The organism is Heyndrickxia acidicola (assembly GCF_001636425.1).
Classification (GTDB): Bacteria; Bacillota; Bacilli; order Bacillales; family Bacillaceae_C; genus Bacillus_AE; species Bacillus_AE acidicola.
On sequence record NZ_KV440953.1, the window covers coordinates 2,771,792 to 2,789,602 of the forward strand.

The window sequence follows — 17,811 nt, forward strand, 5'->3', positions numbered from 1 at the left end:
ACGAGTACCGTCAAGGTACCGCCCTATTCGAACGGTACTTGTTCTTCCCTAACAACAGAGTTTTACGATCCGAAAACCTTCATCACTCACGCGGCGTTGCTCCGTCAGACTTTCGTCCATTGCGGAAGATTCCCTACTGCTGCCTCCCGTAGGAGTCTGGGCCGTGTCTCAGTCCCAGTGTGGCCGATCACCCTCTCAGGTCGGCTACGCATCGTTGCCTTGGTGAGCCGTTACCTCACCAACTAGCTAATGCGCCGCGGGTCCATCTGTAAGTGATAGCCGAAGCCATCTTTCAATACCCCCCCCATGCGGAGGAAGAAGTTATCCGGTATTAGCCCCGGTTTCCCGGAGTTATCCCAGTCTTACAGGCAGATTACCCACGTGTTACTCACCCGTCCGCCGCTAACCAAAAGGGAGCAAGCTCCCAATTGATTCGCTCGACTTGCATGTATTAGGCACGCCGCCAGCGTTCGTCCTGAGCCAGGATCAAACTCTCCAAAAAAGAGTTGATATAGCTCTTAAAGTTGTTGTCCATATAAGACAAAGAATTAACGTTGACGTTTCTGTTTTGTTTAGTTTTCAAAGAACTATTTCGCAATATCTTTTTTCAAGACATTTACTATCTTAACACTTTATTTCTTTGTCGTCAATACTTTTTTAAAATAACTTTTTTCGCATCAGCGACAATAACTATATTAATGCCTTTGGACAAAAAAGTCAACACTTTAAACAAAAAAGTTTCAAAAAGTTATTTTCTTATTCGCAATGTAATCTCTCATAATATTTGTTCAATCCGACTTAAGAATATTATCATAAAGTTAAGAGGATGGATAGCTGTTTCTAAAATTTATTCGTTTATTTTCGTTTCGTTAGATACCAAATAAAATTAGCGGGAACTTCATAGATATCAACCAATTTATCTTCTTATTAATAAGAAAGTTTATATATAAAGAAGGCTTCATTTGAATTATGCTCAAAAAGCCCCGGAAGCGGAACATGCTGTTTCAGATTAAACAATGGATGATTTTCCAAAAAGAAGATGTAGTCACTTGATCCATAATATAATATCACTTCTATATCCCTTTTATTTTCTTCTAGCGAGCGGAGTATATTTTTAACTACTTTCATAAAGATCTGGATAGAAAAAGGGTTGAAAAAGTAAAAACGATTATCCAAAGGAGATACTTTATATTTCTCTGCCAGACAGCAATAAAAGTTAATCTTATCAGCACTGCTTTTATTCCTTTTTGCATAGTCAGTCAAATTGCGCAAAGCCTGGGCATAATACTTTTCATTCATTTCAACACCAATTGCTTTTACACCAAATAAATAATTGGCATAAAAATTCAGCCTTCCTTTTCCGCAGCCAAAGTCCACAATCTGGTCATCACTCTTTAGTTCATACTGGTTAAACAGTGTTTCAAGCGCACTATAAGATGTCGCCTCATAACGGTGATAGTGCAATGATTGGTTAAAACCCTTTTGCTCTCCCCCCGTTTTCACATTCAGCAGAGCATCATAATATTGATCATTCATTCGTACAACTCCTATATATCTAGTTCTGTACAAGAATTTTATCAGTTAATTTAGTCCACTAGTAACTGATCCAAATATTCATTCATCACTTTGATTGGATAATGCTTAAGTTTTGAAAAGGGAATATGATTGTTATCCAGGTTCATTTCCATAATATCAGCATTCATGATCTCTTTCTCACCTGGATAAAGAAATTGCACCGTTTGTATGACATCTTTTAAGCAGCCAAGAGCTCTACGATTATGAGTCTTTGTATACTTCATTTCTTCACTTATGCTCAATATCCTTTGAACTTGTTTCTCAGTAAAGCCTTGTGAAATCATATTTATTCTCAGATTCTCTCTTATTAACGAATTAAATTGCAAAAAATCGGGCTTTTTAACCCCTATAATTACCATGTTATAGAGAGTTGTATCATGTATGGCAGCTACGCATTTATAACGGCCAATTTTAAATAAATTCATATGTCATACTTCACAGGAGTCTGACAAGGTATCTTCAATTGTAAAATCCAGTTCTTTTTGCAGCTTTTGGGTAACACCTATTATAAACATGCAACTACCTCTATTTCCGTTAAGTTTGATTTAGTTACCGATTTATTACCTGATGCCACCATAAGGCTCTTCTCATAAAATTTGTTGGTTATCTTAGAATATATACAATACAGAATATTTCGTTTGGAATGCGGATGAATAGATGCTAACTAAATGTACGCTTAAATTTCTGCACGAAAAGCAATAATTCATGGCAAAAATAACTTTCAAGAAAAAACATTCCTAATCCACATTACCACATTTTAAGAGAAGTACTAAATCAAAAAAGTCTATCTTATATATGCAGTATACTGCGATATAAGATAGACTTACCATAAAAAATAGACGATTAAAAACTTGATACGGTGCGGCTCAGTTCTTCTGCGGAGTCTTCCATTTTTGTAACAGATCCCTTAATTTCATTTAGCAGCTCTGTTAATACACGTATTTCATTTTCGGTATTTTGACTAAGTTGTTTACTTTCTATGCTGCCATCCAGAATTTTTTCAAATACATGTGTTGTATGATTAATTTCTTCATTTCCTCTTTCCACCACTTTATGAATGGTACTGATTTGGGCTATGACATTTGAAATTTGTGAAATTGTCGTACCCACTAAAGAGGTAACACTTCCAGAAGAAAACTTTGTTTGTTCAGCCAGTTTTCTTACTTCTTCAGCAACAACCGCAAACCCCTTCCCATGCTCACCAGCTCTTGCGGCTTCAATGGCAGCATTTAATGCCAGGAGGTTCGTTTGATCTGCAATACTGGTGATAACTGTAACAATCTCTCCAATTTCTTTGGAATTTTTCTCAAGACCATCGATGGTGGAAGTTATTTGCTCAACATTCGATTTTAGCTCAAGCATATTTTCTTTTACTTTATCAAGCTGTGTCCTTCCGTCTTCGGAATGGGTCTCCATATAAGCAGATGCTTCAAGGCTGGTGTTTGCATTCTCGGAAATTTGATTGGACTGAATAACAATTTGTTCAACAGATGCACCTGTTTCTTCTGTCATAGCCGCTAAATTTCCGACAAATCCTCCAACAAATTCCTTGATGTCTTTTTTCGCCTCTTCTTCCTTCCTCTCAAGCATCTCTTGCTGAGCATGATTCATCGAGGATGTACAGAGTTGATATTCAAGATTGAATATTTTGGAAACAGCAATGAACACCGGGAATAATTCATTGTTACTATAATGCAATTCCTTCTTTAACATTTCAAGGATTCTAGTCATCAGAAGCTGATACACCGACATAAACCAATGTGACTGGACACCCATTTTAAAATAAAGCTGTCCCGCCTTCGTTCTTTTCTCAATATAATCCCTGTCAATTATTCCATCAAATAGTGTCAGAATGTATTGCAGACTTGTCTCAGGTGAAATACCCTGATCACTCATATCGGTAATTCTCTTGACACCAGCATGTGAATATTTTAAAGCTTCCTGATAAATTTCTTTAATGTTCTTTTCTACTAAAGGCTGTATACCTTTCAGAAGAGCTAGTTCTTCTTTGGTCAGTCCTATTAGTTCTAATTGCAGGGCAACATCCGTCCCCTTTTCAAAGTCCATTTTTACGTGCTCGAGTTCATGGGATATGTATTTCTGGATTGCTGAAATATTGCTTTTTCTATCCTTTATTAAGAACATATGCTCATTCCTCCATTTTAAACTTATCTTTAATATCGGTAAAAAGGAGGATCATTTTAAGATAGAGACGCCGCCTTGGTTTCGATTTATCTAAAAGGCTTTGATATAAGACTCTGTTGTTTTTTAGTTCATTCGTGTGAAACGTCTGTTTCACACGAATGAGCTAAAAAACGAGCAGTGATCAACATAGAAATTTAACATAGCCATCTAAAATAATGGCTTTATTAATCTTGCTTGCCGAATTCCACTCTAGGCTCTGGCTTTCCGATGACGGTTGAAGGATTCGCGTTGAACAGTGCCAAAATAAAAAAGGAGCACACGGCTCCTTTTTATTTTTCTATTTTAATAGATATACTCTTGTTTCATACGGATTTAGTGTAAACTCTTTTCTCAGCTTTTTGTCAATTACATCATAATTGTTCAGGACAAGCTCAGAATCATTGTACTCTAACTCATCCGGAATCGTGATAACAGTTGATTTTTTACTAAAGTTATTGACAATGATCGCTCTTTCGCTGCCCAGTTGACGGGTGTAGACAAATAATGCAGGATCGTCCTCTAATAATAATTGATATACGCCATGTACGAATACAGGATTATCTTTTCTTAACTGAATCAGTTTTTTATAAAAATGAAGAATGGAGTCTGGATCTTTTAATTGTTCCTCAACATTAATCTTCGTATAATTCGGGTTTACTCCAAACCATGTCTTATCGGCAGTTGTAAATCCGCCCATATTTGAAGAATTCCATTGCATCGGTGTCCGGGAGTTGTCTCGTCCTCTCTCCCAAATAATTTTCATGATTTCTTCGTGTGTACGTCCTTTTTCAGTTTCAATTTGATAGTAGTTAATCATTCCGACGTCATTATAATCATGGATAGATGGAAAATAAACATTCGTCATTCCGATTTCCTGGCCTTGATAGATAAAAGGAGTTCCTTTCATAAGGAAATACATGGTTCCAAGCATTTTTGCACTTTGTTTCCAGAATTCTCGATCATTTCCCCAAGTGGAAACTCGGCGTGGCTGATCATGGTTTTCGATAAACAAGGCGTTCCAGCCCATGCCTTCTAAACCATATTGCCATTTTGACAGGACTCTCTTTAACTCTCGAACATTAACAGCGCCCTCTATATCCTTATCCCATAGGTCCAAGAATTCAAACTGAAAAATCATATTAAAATAGCCATTTTCTTCTCCAACCCATTTTTCCGCGTCTTCCAGCCTTACTCCGTTGGCTTCCCCAACCGTCATAATGTCATATTTTTTCAATGTCTCTTGAGAAAATTCTAAAAGAAATTCATCGATGCCATCTACATTCATCATAAAGTCAAAGCAGGGTACATAATCAAGGCCGGCTGGATTATCCATATCCGGGAAACCCGGCTCCTTTTTAATATGGGAGATGGCATCGACTCGAAAACCATCAATTCCCTTATCGAGCCACCAATTAACCATATTGTAGAGAGCTTCTCTTACTTCAGGATTTTCCCAGTTCAGGTCAGGCTGGCGAGTGGAGAAAATATGCATGAAATATTGTTCTGTCTCTTCATCATATTTCCACGCCGGGCCGCTGAAAATAGATTCCCAGTTATTTGGCTCTTTCCCGTTTTTGCCGTCTCTCCAAATATACCAGTCTCTCTTAGGATTATCTTTTGAGGAACGGGACTCGATAAACCACGGATGTTCATCGCTCGTATGATTAATTACGAGATCAAGAATCAGCTTCATACCGCGTTTATGGACTTCTTCCAGCAGCTCTTCAAAATCGGACATTGCACCGAATTCCTTCATAATATCCTGGTAATCTGAGATATCATAACCATTATCATCATTAGGAGACTTATACATCGGACAAACCCAAATGACATCGATCCCTAATTCTTTTAAATAGTCCAGTTTTGATATAATCCCTCGGATATCTCCAATTCCATCGCCATTTGAATCCATAAAACTGCGAGGATAAATTTGATAAGCAACTGCTTCTTTCCACCAATGTTTATTCATATTATTCCCTTTCTGCAAACACTTTTTACTATTCGATAGGCTTTGTAAAAGGACACCGTTGATTTTAGCTCATTTGTGTAAAACGCCCGTTCCACATACCTTTCAGCACAGTTGATAAGTTACAGTAATAAAAGAAACAAAGGAAAACAAGTTTGTTTTTTTCTTTTTTACTTTAAAATGAGCTAAAAAACGAGCCGTTATCAACATTGCCTATCATAAGGGTCTACACCTGTATTTTCACTCTCAAAACGTTTATTTCTCATCTAGCTCGCTGCAGGACATCCTTTCAACGAGTTGATGTGAAATAATAATTCTTTTCGTCGGTTCACCGCAATTTTCAATTAACTCAATTAAGCTTTTTGAAGCCTGATAGCCCAAGTCAAATATATTGATATCCATCGAAGTTAATGATGGCTTTGCCAACTCAGCAAGAAGGACATTGTTACAGCTAATAATGGAAATCTCCTCAGGTACCTTTATTCCTAATTCATCAAGAGTTCCCAAGACACCAAGGGCCATAAAATCGTCAACTACTACCAAAGCGGTTGGGCGGTCTTCCAATGCCATTAACTCGCTGACTGCTTCCTGTCCGCCTTCGCGCAAGAATTCTTCATGGATAATGTATTCATCCTTCAATGGAATACCTGCATTTTTTAACGCTTGCTGATAGCCGCTAAGACGGTCAATCGTTACCATAAGGTCACGGCTTCCTCCAATAAAGGCGATTTGATGATGCCCGAGCTGGATTAAGTGTTCCGTCGCATCTCTCATTACCCGGACATTATCATTATCCACATGTGTAATTTCATCAGCATGCTCAGCTGGTTTCCCAATGACAACAAAAGGAAACTCTCTTTCCATTAAATATTCGATAACCTTATCGTCTACCCTGGAATTAAGGAGAATAACTCCGTCCACTCGCTTCCCCTGTACCATATTGACAACCGCTGCCAGAATTTCATCATCTGATTTTCCAGTTGTCATATGCAAGGCGTATTTTTTTTCATGTGCACATTCGTTTATGCCCTGCAGTACTGTCGGAAAGAAAGGATTTTGAAACACGACGTCTCCGGAACTGGGCATGACAAGCCCCATTGTTTGTGTGGATTGGCTGGCAAGACTTCTTGCATTCAGATTAGGGTGATATCCTAGCTCCTTCATTGCTTTTTTCACTTTTTGTTTAGTTGCTTCACTGATTCTGGAGTTATCTGCGATGACTCTGGATACAGTAGAAGGAGCAACCGCTGCCAGCTTCGCCACATCTTTAATTGTTACAGCCATTTTCTTCACCCGTCTCATCTGAAGTTTTTCTTTTTCTTTTAAAATAATGGCTTTGTTAAAGGACTCTGTTGTTTTTCAGCTCAGCTGAAAGCTTACGGGAAAGAAAGGATACAAAAGCCTTTGTGTTCCTTCCTTCACTGTAAAATGAGCTAAGAAACGAGCAGCTATCAGTATAGAAATTTAACAGAGCCAAAATAATAGATAGTCCTATTTTTCTTTGGTATTATTTTAAACTCTTACTAACGAACGAGAAGCATAAATGCCTCAGAGGGTGTATGATCCAATGATAAAAACCATATTGGATGAGAAGGGCCTACAACCAGACTTAATCCATGGATACTGCTGCTTTAACACTATTAATGTGAAAAAGGATGTTTTGTCTATTCTTATCCTTTTGTTCCGCCAGCTGTTAAACCAGATACAAAATAGCGCTGGAAGCATAGGAACAAAATAGCGATTGGCAAAGCAATTAAAACAGATCCGGCAGCAAAGGTTGTAAACTCCGCACCAAATTTATTCGCAACAAGATCGTAAAGGCCGACAGCCAATGTATAGTTACTATCTGATCGAAGCATGATGCTTGCGATGATAAAATCACCAAATGGCGCTATGAAAGAAAACAAAGCAATAACAGCGATTATAGGTTTTGCAAGCGGCATTACGATTTGGAAAAAGATTCGGAAGTTTCCAGCCCCATCTATTTTTGCTGACTCATCCAATTCTTTTGGAATGGTATCAAGATATCCTTTCATCAGCCATGTATTCATCGGAATTTGTCCGCCTACATATATACAAATTAATCCAATGTGCGTATCCAGCAGCCCAGTTAAAGTTGCCAAAACATAGATTGCTATTAGTGCAGCAAAGTTCGGAATCATTTGAAGCAGCAGGAAACCGGTTAAGCCATTTTTCCTGCCGACAAAACGAAAGCGGGAAAAAGAATAGGCAGTAAGACTGACAAGGATAACCGTAAAGATCATCGTAAAAATACTGATCTTCAATGAATTAAAGTACCAATGTAAATAATTGATTTTATTCGTATTAAAAAGCTCTGCGTAATGCGCAAGCGTCGGATGCTTCGGAAAGATGCTGGACCCGGATAAGCTTTGACCGGGATTAAAGGATGAGCCTATAATCCACGCAAGCGGATAAAGCACAATTATACACATAGCCAAGAGTACAAGGTAACTGAGTGTTAGTCTGATGACTTTCTGTCTTTTCATATCCATATTACATCATATCCTCTTCTTGGAATGATTTCGTTCTTCTAAACTGCCAAAGTGCTACACCTACAACGATAATCGATAAAAGAAGTGTAAGTGTTGCTGCTTTTGAATATTCAGCAGAGTTCATTGTCAGCTGGTATATCCAGGAGATTAAAATATCTGTGCCTCCAGCGTTCTGGCCGGATACAGCAGGACCGCCGCCGTTAAACAAGTAAATAATACTGAAGTTATTAAAATTAAATGTGTATTGAGTAATTAAAACAGGCGCTGTTGCAATTAAGACCAGCGGCAATGTAATGTTTCTAAACTGTTGAAACCTGGATGCACCATCCACTGTAGCTGCTTCATAAAGCTCTCCAGGAATTGATTGAAGCACCCCTGTTGTCATTGCAAAAATGAACGGGAATCCCAGCCAGCTTTGAATCAGTATCAATGCAACCTTTGTATAAAAAGGATTTGTCATCCATGGAAGACCATGAATACCAAAGAATGCAAGTATATTTTCGTTAATGGTTCCAAACGACTCATTAAACATGCCGGCGAATACCAGAATAGAAACGAATGAAGGAACGGCCCATGGCAGGATGAAAATTGTACGGATGATGGCTTTTCCTTTAATATCCTTTTGGTTTACAACGATAGCAAGAAAAATGCCCAAAGCAACCTGGCATGTTGTAGCAACAAAAGTCCAAACAATTGTCCAAGCTAAAACAGAGAAGAAGGTTTGGCGCCAGATATCCACTGTAAAAATGGAAGTAAAGTTATTAAGGCCAACCCATTTAAATAGATTTGCAGGCGGTGAGTGGTATAAATCATAATTTGTAAAAGCAAGAAGGATAACGAAAATAAGCGGGAAAATAACCACAAATACGAGAAGCAAGAATCCTGGTGACATGATTAAATAAGGGAAACCGCTTTGCGTAAGATTATGATATTGTTCCTTTAATGAGGAAACCGGTTCATTCAGGTCGCGTTTCAAGCCTGTTTTATAGGCATCCCGCAGATTGAAGGAATAAAATCCGAGGCCGAATAAAATAACAATCACTGCAAGAATTCCTTCTACTAATAAGTAAACTGAGTTATCCCGGGGTAATTCGGTTCCCAAAGTCACGAGACCCCATAGACCCATGTTCAGCAGATTGCCAAAGACATAGATGAACGCTGCGCTTAATACTAGAAAAGCAATTCCTTTAAATATCTGTTTATTATAAAGCTGGCCTAAGCCTGGAATAATGGATAGAATAAGTGCTTTTTTACGATGGCTGGTTGAGTAGGATAGTGGTGCTGTCTCAAGCATCCTAAGCCGCCCCTTTCTTGATTGCATATAGTAAGCTCAAAGGCTTTATGAAGAAAAAAACATTTCTTCCTCATAAAGCCTTTGAACTATTTTAGAAGCAGCAGCATCTCTTAGATACTGCTGCTTCATTAGATTACTTCGTAGACTTAATTTGATCTTTAATTTGTTTAACAGCGTTATCTAGAGCTGTTTTAGCATCCGCTTTGCCAGTTACAACTGTTTGCAATGCATTACCCATTGGAGTCCAAACTTGTGCAGTTTCAGGGATATTTGGCATTGGTTCAGCATATTGTGATTGTTCTGCTACAGCTTTTGCACCTTCGTTATCTTTAATAACAGGATCATTTAAAAGAGCAACGTTTGGTGGAACCTCTTGTGTTTGTGTGAAGCGATATTTAGCATTTTCATCAGATGTCATGAAGTCAACAAGCTTTGTAGCCCATTCTTGGTTCTTAGAGAATGCAGATACATGCCATCCTTTAACACCCATGAATGTTTTAATGTGTTGTCCATTAAGCGTAGGCATAGCTGTCATGCCAATTTTGATTCCTGCAGATGTGTATGGCTGGAATGCCCAAGGACCGTTCATAACGGAAGCTACTTTACCTTGTGTGAAAAGTCCATCGACAGTAGATCCACCGTTAGCACCAATGATTCCTCTAGGGAATAAGCCTTCTTTATACCATTTAGCCATGTAATTAGCACCTTGAATAGCTCCGGCATTATTTAAGCCAAGGTCATTCGGGTCAAGCGTGCCATTGTTGTTTTTGAATACATATGAACCCATGCTGGCCATGATTCCATGTGCAAAGTAGTAGTTGTCAAAAAGAGCAAGGAAACCGTAATTTCCGTTTTTGGTAAAGCCTTTAGAGAAGTTATACAGATCCTCCATTGTTTTAGGAGGCGTCTTCATTAGATCTTTGTTATAAACAAATACCGGTGTTTCCGTTGACTTAGGAAGGCCGTATAGCTTTCCTTTATAAGTTTCTGCAGCAATAGATGATTTAGAGAATCTATTTACTACACTTTGATCTACGTTAAGCGGAGCAATTAGCCCTTCTGTAACGACTTGGCCGATTTGGTCATGAGGAAGAGTTACGATATCCGGACCTTTTCCTGCAGGACCGTCTAAACGCAATTGCTGACCCATTTTCGTTGCCATTTCAACTTCTTTGTATTCAACTGTAATGCCGTACTTCTTTTTGAAATCTGCTGCTACTTTTTGAAGCCAGCCTGATTTTTTTTGATCTTCCCAGACTACTAATTTAGCAGGTTTAGAAGCAGTAGTGCCTTTTGAGCTAGTATTATTGCTGCTTGAGTTATTTGTTGGTCCACATGCAGCAAGAGCACCGGCTATCACAACAGCCATCGCAAAAACCGATAGTGTCTTTTTCATTTTTCCCCCACCTTTTAAATAATAATAGAATTTCGCAGCGCTTAACCGCTTACATAAAAGAACGCTTACATTTGTGAAAACGATTGCGCAACTAGAGTTAATTATAAATGGTTTATAGGAATTTACAACTACTTTTTTTAAAAAATTTACAAAAATTATTTTCAGATGTTTTTTTGCAAACCCTTTCATATTTAAATTATTTTATTGACTTTCAAAATATACTCAAATACTCTTAAAATAATCATGATTTTGGAAGGAGAATGACGAGTTTGTTAAAAGAGGCAATTTATCATAGACCTAAAGACAATTATGCATACGTTTGCACAAATGGAGAGCTTCACATTCAAATTCGCACTCAAAAAGGAGATATTAAGAAAGTCAGCCTTATCCATGGGGATCCATATAATTGGGTAGACGGAAAATGGATAACGGCTGAAGCTTCCATGAAGAAAAGCGGCAGTGATCAGCTGTTTGATTACTGGTTCATTTCTTTGAAGCCTCCTTTCAAGCGCCTTAGGTACGGCTTCATTTTAGATGATGGTGCAGAATCAGCTGTATATACAGAAAAAGGCTATTACACGGAAGCACCAGTAGATGATACAGCTTATTACTTCTGTTTTCCTTTTATGAATGATGCTGATATCTTTCGGGCTCCTGACTGGGTAAAAAATACGGTATGGTATCAAATATTTCCTGAAAGGTTTGCCAATGGCAATAAAGACAACGACCCTGACGGCGCTTTGCCTTGGGGAAGCGAGGAACCAGCGCCCAACAATTTCTTTGGCGGAGATATGGAGGGCGTCATTGACCATATTGATTACCTAAAAGAATTAGGCATCAGCGGTATTTACTTTACTCCTATATTCAAGGCGTATTCAAATCATAAATACGATACGATTGATTATATGGAAATCGATCCCCAATTCGGAAGTAAAGAAACCTTAAAAAAACTCATCGAGGTCTGCCACCAAAACGGCATAAAGGTGATGCTTGATGCCGTCTTTAATCATAGCGGCTTTTATTTCCCTCAGTTCCAGGATGTTTTAAAGAACGGAGAGAAGTCAGTCTATAAAAATTGGTTCCATATTCATGAGTTTCCGCTTGTTACTGAGCCAAGACCAAATTACGATACCTTTGCCTTCACTCCTTTTATGCCAAAATTAAATACCGAAAATCCAGATGTCCGTGAGTATTTATTAGAGGTAGGACGTTATTGGGTAAGAGAATTTAATATCGACGGCTGGCGTTTGGATGTAGCAAACGAAGTGGACCATGCCTTCTGGCGTGATTTCCGTAAAGAAGTAAAGGCGATTAAGCCTGACCTGTATATCCTGGGTGAAATCTGGCATGATTCAATGCCGTGGCTGCGGGGCGATCAATTTGATGCAGTGATGAATTACCCTTTTACAACAAATATCATAAATCTATTTGCAAAACGCACAATTGGGGTAAAGGAATTCATTGAAAATATGAGCCATGTCATTCACATGTATCCAAAAACGATCAATGAAGTAGCCTTTAATCTCGTTGGAAGCCATGATACACCAAGAATCTTAACACTGTGCGGTGAAGATATTGAACGCTTAAAACAAATTTACAGCTTATTATTAACGTTTGGCGGCACTCCCTGCATCTATTATGGAGATGAGATTGGCATGACAGGCTCCCAGGATCCGGGCTGCAGAAAATGCATGGAGTGGGACAAAGAAAAACAGAATCTGGAACTCTTCCATCATGTTCAGACGCTTATTTGCTTGCGCAAAGAGCACCCACTATTAGCAAATGAAGGTGAGTTCTCATTTGTTTCACCTGCAGAAGAAGAAAGCTGCCTGGCTTACACAAAAACAAATGGAGAAAAAACCATCCTAGTGATACTGAATACAACTGAAGAACAAGCAGTATATACCCTTCCTGATGGATTGTGCAAAACAAATGCTAAAAACCTTTGGAACAACGAAGAATTAGAATGGGAAAATGAACAAAAGCTAAAAATCAATGAAAATGGAACAGCCATTATAGAGTTTTCATAATGAACAGGGCTTGCTCTTATACAGGGCGGGCCTTTTTCAAAATATAAATGAACTGTTTTTGAAGACAATTTAAATATGATAGAATAGTTACCATTAAAAAAGGGGTGTTTAGTTATGCAAAAACTTCAATTTGAAGCTTCATGGGACAGGACAATTTCTAATGGAGACAGAGAAAAAATTAAAAAAGCATTTGATGAAACCTGTTTGGCTGAAAATAAAGAGATGATTACCCCTTTGTGGCAGGCTCTTAATTACAAAAACGACCTGCTGATAACCGTTCTTGTTCATAACTTTTCCAACCATCCTCTCTTCTTTCTCGAAAGGAAAATAGCGTATGTAGAGGATCAAAAAGTAATGGCGGAATACCTCTTTACCATTCCGGCCTTAAAAGTAGAGCCTCTGACAAGCATGCCATGGACATTTATTTTTCCTGCTAAAAATATCAGTGAACAGGCATCATATAAACAGGGATTCCTTGTATTTAATGAATAGAAAGAAGGCATCTTTCTTACAAATTGTCACATCCCTTACAGTAAAGAAAGGAAACAAAAAGCAATTTTATTTGCTTTTGTTTCCTTTCTTTACTGTATGAACTAAAAAACAGTTTATCCAATAATAGTTTGTGCCGACGCCAAACTCGAACGTGCCCACTCAAAGCCCACCCGGTTCAAGAAAGCTCTTGCCAGCACCATATGGCCAGCAGCTGATGGATGTACACGGTCCCAAGCTAATGCAGCAGAATAAAGCTCCTTTAGTACCACATTAAACGCTGCTTGAGTATCTACAAATAAACAATTGGTGTCTTCAGCAATCTTCTTTACGATATGGCCGTATTGATTCATTGTCTGGCGCATTTTATCCTGTTCATTGCTTTCCAAGTAAAATGGTGACATTAGGACAATTTGTTCTACCAACGGCTGAGTATCCGTAACAAGCTTCCTAAGAGTTTCCTCATATTCTTCTGCATAAACATGATTTTCTTTAATAAATGGTGTATCGTATTGCCGCCAGACATCATTGATTCCTATCATAATAGACAGCCAATCTGGTTTTTGAGCCATTACATCCTCGTGCCATCTATTTTTTAAATCCCGAACAGTATGTCCGCTTATCCCCTTATTTACAACCCTGATTCCCAATTCAGGATATACAGCTTGAAGAAGAGCATCAACAAATGACACATATCCTTTGCCAAGTGCACCGAATCCCCCTTCTCCATGAGGCATGACCCTATCACAATCGGTAATGGAATCCCCAATAAATAAAAGCTTTTGATTTAATTTAATCTCCATTATGAATCACCTCTTCCCAGTATAAATTCTATAAATTCTAAGCAAATCCCTTTTACACTTGAGCTGTTTTCGCATAGATTATTGTTTTTCGTAATATGGTTCAATCAGTATCCTGTTTCTGTCAGTTTCTTTTAGCCCCTTTTTGTACGGAAAAAATCTCATAAAAAAAAGACAACCTACCTATTAGTAGATTGCCTTCGTACCAAGCTTTTCGATGCGGATGAAGGGACTTGAACCCCCACGGTGTTGCCACCACTAGAACCTGAATCTAGCGCGTCTGCCGATTCCGCCACACCCGCATAATCATTATTTATTACCTATATTATACTTATATACTGACCCATTAATCAATAAAAAAGTGCTGGAAATTGATTTAAAAAATCAATGTTTTTTTGAACGCTGACGACTTTGAAGATGCACTATCCTATTATTTTCACCATCTCCTTCACCTTTTCCCGTCTTTTATCCTTTTAATAAAGGAATACATACGGATGACAGAGAATATTTAAGTAATACAATGGACTGTTTTTAACAAACAAAATTTAAAGTGAGAGGAGCTACATGTGTGCTGAATCATCATGAGACCTGTGGCAAATTAGATATGAACAAAGGATTTATTCCGTATAACGACAAACTGGCTCCGCTTTATATCCGCAACATCTTGCATACTCTTATTCCATCATCAACTCAAACGATTTATGTACTCGGCATTGGCTCAAACAGGATAACTGGAGACAGTCTGGGTTCTTTAGTCGGTACCTTGCTGCATAACCTGTACCCCAGACATATGAAAATCATAGGCTGCCTAGCCTCTCCATTAGACGCCGTTACCTTTATTCCTCGGCTTTCACATACGAATTTTCCTGAAAAAAGCTTTGTCATTACGGTAGATAGTGCTCTTGGGACAATAGAAACAAAAAACTCCATGGTAATCCGCAAAGGTCCCTTTCAACCCGGCGCAGGCCTTGGCCACTCCTTCCCTTTCATTGGAGATTGCAGTGTGATGGGAGTTGTCCATGAAAAGGATGCAGCTGCTGAAAACTCTCTTGTCTTTACAAACCTTCACCTTATTTATACAATGGCCATCAACATCGCAAAAGGAATATCACTTGCTGTCAGGCAATTTTATCGCTATCCATCGGATGAGCCTCTTTTAGTGTTGCCATAACAAATTTCGCTTTTTTTAAGCCAGCATTTTTATCCCTATTTTATATAGCCAATAGGTGATATATTAGTGACCCATATTATTCTTCTCTTCTTTTGCCGATTTCGAAAAGATCTCCAAGGTACTTAAACTGATTAAAAGAAACAAAAACCAAATGAATACAGCAGGAAGCAAATAAAGGCGTGTATAGGTTAAGACTTGATTTTCACTGAAAGGAAGTACAATTCCGATCAGCATTATTAGAAAAATTCCGCTTAACAGCCAAATTTTTTGTTTCGTTTTTTTTACGGACCATAAGTCCAGCAATAAGAAAATAAATAATGATAATCGAATAAAAGCACCAGACAGCCATTGGAAGACAGATAAAAAATCAAGATGAGAAATAAAAGTACCTATATAAACCAATCTCCAAAGTCCCAAAAGCAGGGTATCTTAATTCACCAGCCTCATTAGGGCCGTATACTGCAATAATGCCTGTAATTGGACCTACTGTTAAGCCGACCAAAACCATTGTCAAAAAGAACATGTGCTTCATCTTCAATTTTGTTTAGACATGATGCTGCAAAAATAAGATTAGAAGGATTTCAGACAAACCTCCACCAGCAATACATATTCCTTCCAGATAGTGATTAGTAACATGTTCAAATAAAGGAAAAAGTAAACTATAATTTTTCTTGTTGAAATTACCTCCCATAACAAAAAAGCCAAACGCTACCACAAACGGAAAGATTAAAGCAGAATTGATTGCAATCGTTTCTATACCGAAATAAGCGTTTATGATAGATAAAATTAGCAGGCAGCTTGCAATCACAAGCAAGGGAGTATTAGGAAGATAAGATTCAGAGGTCCAGGATGTAGTATCTTTAATCGTTACAAAGGAAATGAGGAATAGCAAAATGCTAGTTACTGTAATGACGCTAAACGATACAAAAGCATTGCTCTGAACTTTAAGCCACTTCGTAATAGACTTTTGTTTCGTTTTTTTTATGATAAAGCAAAGCGGAAAAACAAAAATAAGAAATAAAAACCCTGTCAGCAAAATGCTAAACCATGAGTCCCGTCCTGACGCTGATAATATTAGTGGAATTAAAATAACATGGGTCATCAGAGATATCGATAAAATTAAAACTGCGAGCAATTGATACAATCCGATCTGCCTCATCCATTTAACTCCTTTTTCCAGCAATAACATTTAGTATATTGATTTAAAGAACAATTATGCGCACTGTTCATTGATTCATTTTTTCACATAAAAAGAGCCCATTTAAATAGGCTCCTTGATTCTTTATTAAAGACAGTTTTAGCATAGATTGTTGATTTAGGTACAAAGGATCACTCCGTAAGTTGTCTGACTTCTGGACATCTTTTCGTATGCTATTTACACAGTATAGAACTGAACCTGGATTTTTAACTATTTTTTTGTTTCAAATAGCAACAAAGTTTACAAAAAGTGCCCTATTAAAAATTCATTCTGGATTGTCCGCCATCTACGTTTATACTTGCCCCTACTATCCATGAAGCTTTTTCTGAAGCCAGAAAAACTGCGGTATTTGCAATTTCTTCAGGTGTTCCAAAACGTCCTGCCGGAATTTCCCTTTTAATAAACTCTTTCATCTCTTGCGGGTTCGCTTCAATTCGTTTTTTCCAATTGCCCGTTTCATGAAGAATGCTGCCAGGCGCAATACTATTAACACGAACACCAAACCCTATGGCTTCATCTGCTAAAGCTTTTGTAAAACTAATCAATGCAGCTTTTGCATTATTATACGTCACCTTTCCTCCGCTCTCTCTGCCAAAAATGGAGGTTATATTGATAATAGCCCCCTGCTTCTGATCCTTCATCTGTTCAAAGGCCATTTTGCTTAAGTGGACTGCCGAATAATAATTCAGCTCCATGGCTTCGTAAAATAAAGCCATCTTTGTTTCTTCTGCGCTTCCCCCGTTGCTTCCGCCTGCATTATTAATAAGAATATCTATTTTACCCTTGTCATTTATAAATGACTGAATCAGTTTTTCCCGCTCCCCTGCATTTGAAACATCAGCTTGATAAATAGAAATATTGCCGCCAAGCTCATCCTTTGCCTTTTTTAGTATTCCCCTGTCACGTGCAGCAATGGATACACTGGCTCCCTCTGCGACAAAGGCTTCCGCAATTGCTTTTCCTATCCCTTTTGATCCTCCAGTGATTAAAACATGTTTCCCAATTAAATTTAAATCCACTGATACCACTCCTCATCCATTATCATTCTTCCATTAGTATAACCTGTGCTATGGCTTCTTTCTCGAGATATGCATGATCATCTTTTTCCTGCTCTCGAAAAAACAGCCATTCCGAGCACATGGGCACCGCCATCATTAAGCATTAAAAAAGTGGTTATCATTCTGTATTGTCTGTT

The 17,811-nt window shown here is 38.1% G+C and carries 15 protein-coding genes, 1 tRNA gene and 1 other annotated feature (1 of these 17 running past the window's edge); of the genes, 3 read left to right on the top strand and 13 right to left on the bottom strand.

The window, feature by feature from the left end; genetic code table 11:
• Nucleotides 1–502: a sequence feature (mutual gap in cmsearch alignment for this rRNA model is longer than 100), on the bottom strand; it reaches 705 nt to the left of the window's first position.
• A 425-nt stretch (nt 503–927) separates the two neighbouring features.
• The 8 genes from A5N88_RS13025 to A5N88_RS13060 all read right to left on the bottom strand — a co-directional run bounded on the left by A5N88_RS13025 (nt 928) and on the right by A5N88_RS13060 (nt 10,928).
• Nucleotides 928–1,536, bottom strand: coding sequence for a class I SAM-dependent methyltransferase (locus tag A5N88_RS13025; protein ID WP_066266688.1), 609 nt, complete (start codon nt 1,534–1,536; stop codon nt 928–930).
• A gap of 50 nt (nt 1,537–1,586) precedes the next feature.
• On the bottom strand, nt 1,587–2,000 hold the full coding sequence (locus A5N88_RS13030) for a DUF6933 domain-containing protein (RefSeq protein WP_066266690.1): 414 nt from the start codon (nt 1,998–2,000) through the stop codon (nt 1,587–1,589).
• 418 nt (nt 2,001–2,418) lie between these two features.
• A complete protein-coding gene (locus A5N88_RS26290; RefSeq protein ID WP_066266694.1) occupies nt 2,419–3,720 on the bottom strand; it encodes a globin-coupled sensor protein in 1,302 nt (433 codons plus the stop codon).
• 337 nt (nt 3,721–4,057) lie between these two features.
• On the bottom strand, nt 4,058–5,728 hold the full coding sequence (locus A5N88_RS13040; protein WP_066266696.1) for a glycoside hydrolase family 13 protein: 1,671 nt from the start codon (nt 5,726–5,728) through the stop codon (nt 4,058–4,060).
• A 252-nt stretch (nt 5,729–5,980) separates the two neighbouring features.
• Nucleotides 5,981–7,009, bottom strand: a complete 1,029-nt coding sequence (locus A5N88_RS13045) for a LacI family DNA-binding transcriptional regulator (protein WP_066266697.1) — start codon at nt 7,007–7,009, stop codon at nt 5,981–5,983.
• A 386-nt stretch (nt 7,010–7,395) separates the two neighbouring features.
• Nucleotides 7,396–8,238 (bottom strand): sugar ABC transporter permease, encoded by an 843-nt coding sequence (locus A5N88_RS13050; RefSeq protein ID WP_066266698.1) that lies wholly within the window; start codon nt 8,236–8,238, stop codon nt 7,396–7,398.
• Between the two features lies 1 nt (nt 8,239).
• A complete protein-coding gene (locus tag A5N88_RS13055; protein ID WP_066266700.1) occupies nt 8,240–9,532 on the bottom strand; it encodes a carbohydrate ABC transporter permease in 1,293 nt (430 codons plus the stop codon).
• A 133-nt stretch (nt 9,533–9,665) separates the two neighbouring features.
• Complete coding sequence (locus A5N88_RS13060) at nt 9,666–10,928, bottom strand: extracellular solute-binding protein (RefSeq protein ID WP_066266701.1); 1,263 nt, start codon at nt 10,926–10,928, stop codon at nt 9,666–9,668.
• Between the two features lie 269 nt (nt 10,929–11,197).
• Here A5N88_RS13060 and A5N88_RS13065 point away from each other — a divergent pair, with 269 nt between their 5' ends.
• Complete coding sequence (locus A5N88_RS13065) at nt 11,198–12,958, top strand: glycoside hydrolase family 13 protein (protein WP_066266703.1); 1,761 nt, start codon at nt 11,198–11,200, stop codon at nt 12,956–12,958.
• Between the two features lie 114 nt (nt 12,959–13,072).
• The gene (locus A5N88_RS13070; RefSeq protein WP_066266704.1) at nt 13,073–13,450 is read left to right on the top strand and encodes an SLAP domain-containing protein; all 378 of its coding nucleotides are present in this window, start codon (nt 13,073–13,075) and stop codon (nt 13,448–13,450) included.
• Between the two features lie 113 nt (nt 13,451–13,563).
• On the opposite strand, the gene A5N88_RS13075 is transcribed toward A5N88_RS13070, so the two are convergent.
• Both A5N88_RS13075 and A5N88_RS13080 read right to left on the bottom strand, forming a co-directional pair.
• Nucleotides 13,564–14,250 (bottom strand): SGNH/GDSL hydrolase family protein, encoded by a 687-nt coding sequence (locus A5N88_RS13075; protein WP_066266708.1) that lies wholly within the window; start codon nt 14,248–14,250, stop codon nt 13,564–13,566.
• Nucleotides 14,251–14,465: 215 nt separating this feature from the next.
• Nucleotides 14,466–14,549: transfer RNA gene (locus A5N88_RS13080), tRNA-Leu, on the bottom strand.
• 266 nt (nt 14,550–14,815) lie between these two features.
• On the opposite strand from A5N88_RS13080, the gene yyaC reads away from it, so the two are divergent.
• A complete protein-coding gene (gene yyaC, locus A5N88_RS13085; protein ID WP_232317575.1) occupies nt 14,816–15,418 on the top strand; it encodes a spore protease YyaC in 603 nt (200 codons plus the stop codon).
• Between the two features lie 63 nt (nt 15,419–15,481).
• Here yyaC and A5N88_RS24405 read toward each other — a convergent pair whose 3' ends face one another.
• The 3 genes from A5N88_RS24405 to A5N88_RS13095 form a co-directional block, all read right to left on the bottom strand.
• Nucleotides 15,482–15,820: a hypothetical protein gene (locus A5N88_RS24405; RefSeq protein ID WP_083953150.1), complete on the bottom strand. Its 339-nt coding sequence runs from the start codon at nt 15,818–15,820 to the stop codon at nt 15,482–15,484.
• 142 nt (nt 15,821–15,962) lie between these two features.
• On the bottom strand, nt 15,963–16,577 hold the full coding sequence (locus tag A5N88_RS24410) for a GerAB/ArcD/ProY family transporter (RefSeq protein ID WP_198160264.1): 615 nt from the start codon (nt 16,575–16,577) through the stop codon (nt 15,963–15,965).
• Nucleotides 16,578–16,873: 296 nt separating this feature from the next.
• Entirely contained in the window at nt 16,874–17,635 is a 762-nt protein-coding gene (locus tag A5N88_RS13095) for an SDR family NAD(P)-dependent oxidoreductase (protein WP_066266709.1), read from the bottom strand.
• Nucleotides 17,636–17,811 lie beyond the last annotated feature (176 nt).

Bases quoted from the DNA above. Each gene is read 5' to 3' on its own strand.
- A5N88_RS13070 (WP_066266704.1), top strand. From the start codon at position 13,073: ATGCAAAAACTTCAATTTGAAGCTTCATGGGACAGGACAATTTCTAAT.
- A5N88_RS13045 (WP_066266697.1), bottom strand. From the start codon at position 7,009: ATGGCTGTAACAATTAAAGATGTGGCGAAGCTGGCAGCGGTTGCTCCT.
- A5N88_RS13050 (WP_066266698.1), bottom strand. From the start codon at position 8,238: ATGGATATGAAAAGACAGAAAGTCATCAGACTAACACTCAGTTACCTT.
- A5N88_RS13030 (WP_066266690.1), bottom strand. From the start codon at position 2,000: ATGAATTTATTTAAAATTGGCCGTTATAAATGCGTAGCTGCCATACAT.
- A5N88_RS13060 (WP_066266701.1), bottom strand. From the start codon at position 10,928: ATGAAAAAGACACTATCGGTTTTTGCGATGGCTGTTGTGATAGCCGGT.
- A5N88_RS26290 (WP_066266694.1), bottom strand. From the start codon at position 3,720: ATGTTCTTAATAAAGGATAGAAAAAGCAATATTTCAGCAATCCAGAAA.
- A5N88_RS13025 (WP_066266688.1), bottom strand. From the start codon at position 1,536: ATGAATGATCAATATTATGATGCTCTGCTGAATGTGAAAACGGGGGGA.
- A5N88_RS13075 (WP_066266708.1), bottom strand. From the start codon at position 14,250: ATGGAGATTAAATTAAATCAAAAGCTTTTATTTATTGGGGATTCCATT.
- A5N88_RS13055 (WP_066266700.1), bottom strand. From the start codon at position 9,532: ATGCTTGAGACAGCACCACTATCCTACTCAACCAGCCATCGTAAAAAA.
- A5N88_RS24410 (WP_198160264.1), bottom strand. From the start codon at position 16,577: ATGAGGCAGATCGGATTGTATCAATTGCTCGCAGTTTTAATTTTATCG.
- A5N88_RS13040 (WP_066266696.1), bottom strand. From the start codon at position 5,728: ATGAATAAACATTGGTGGAAAGAAGCAGTTGCTTATCAAATTTATCCT.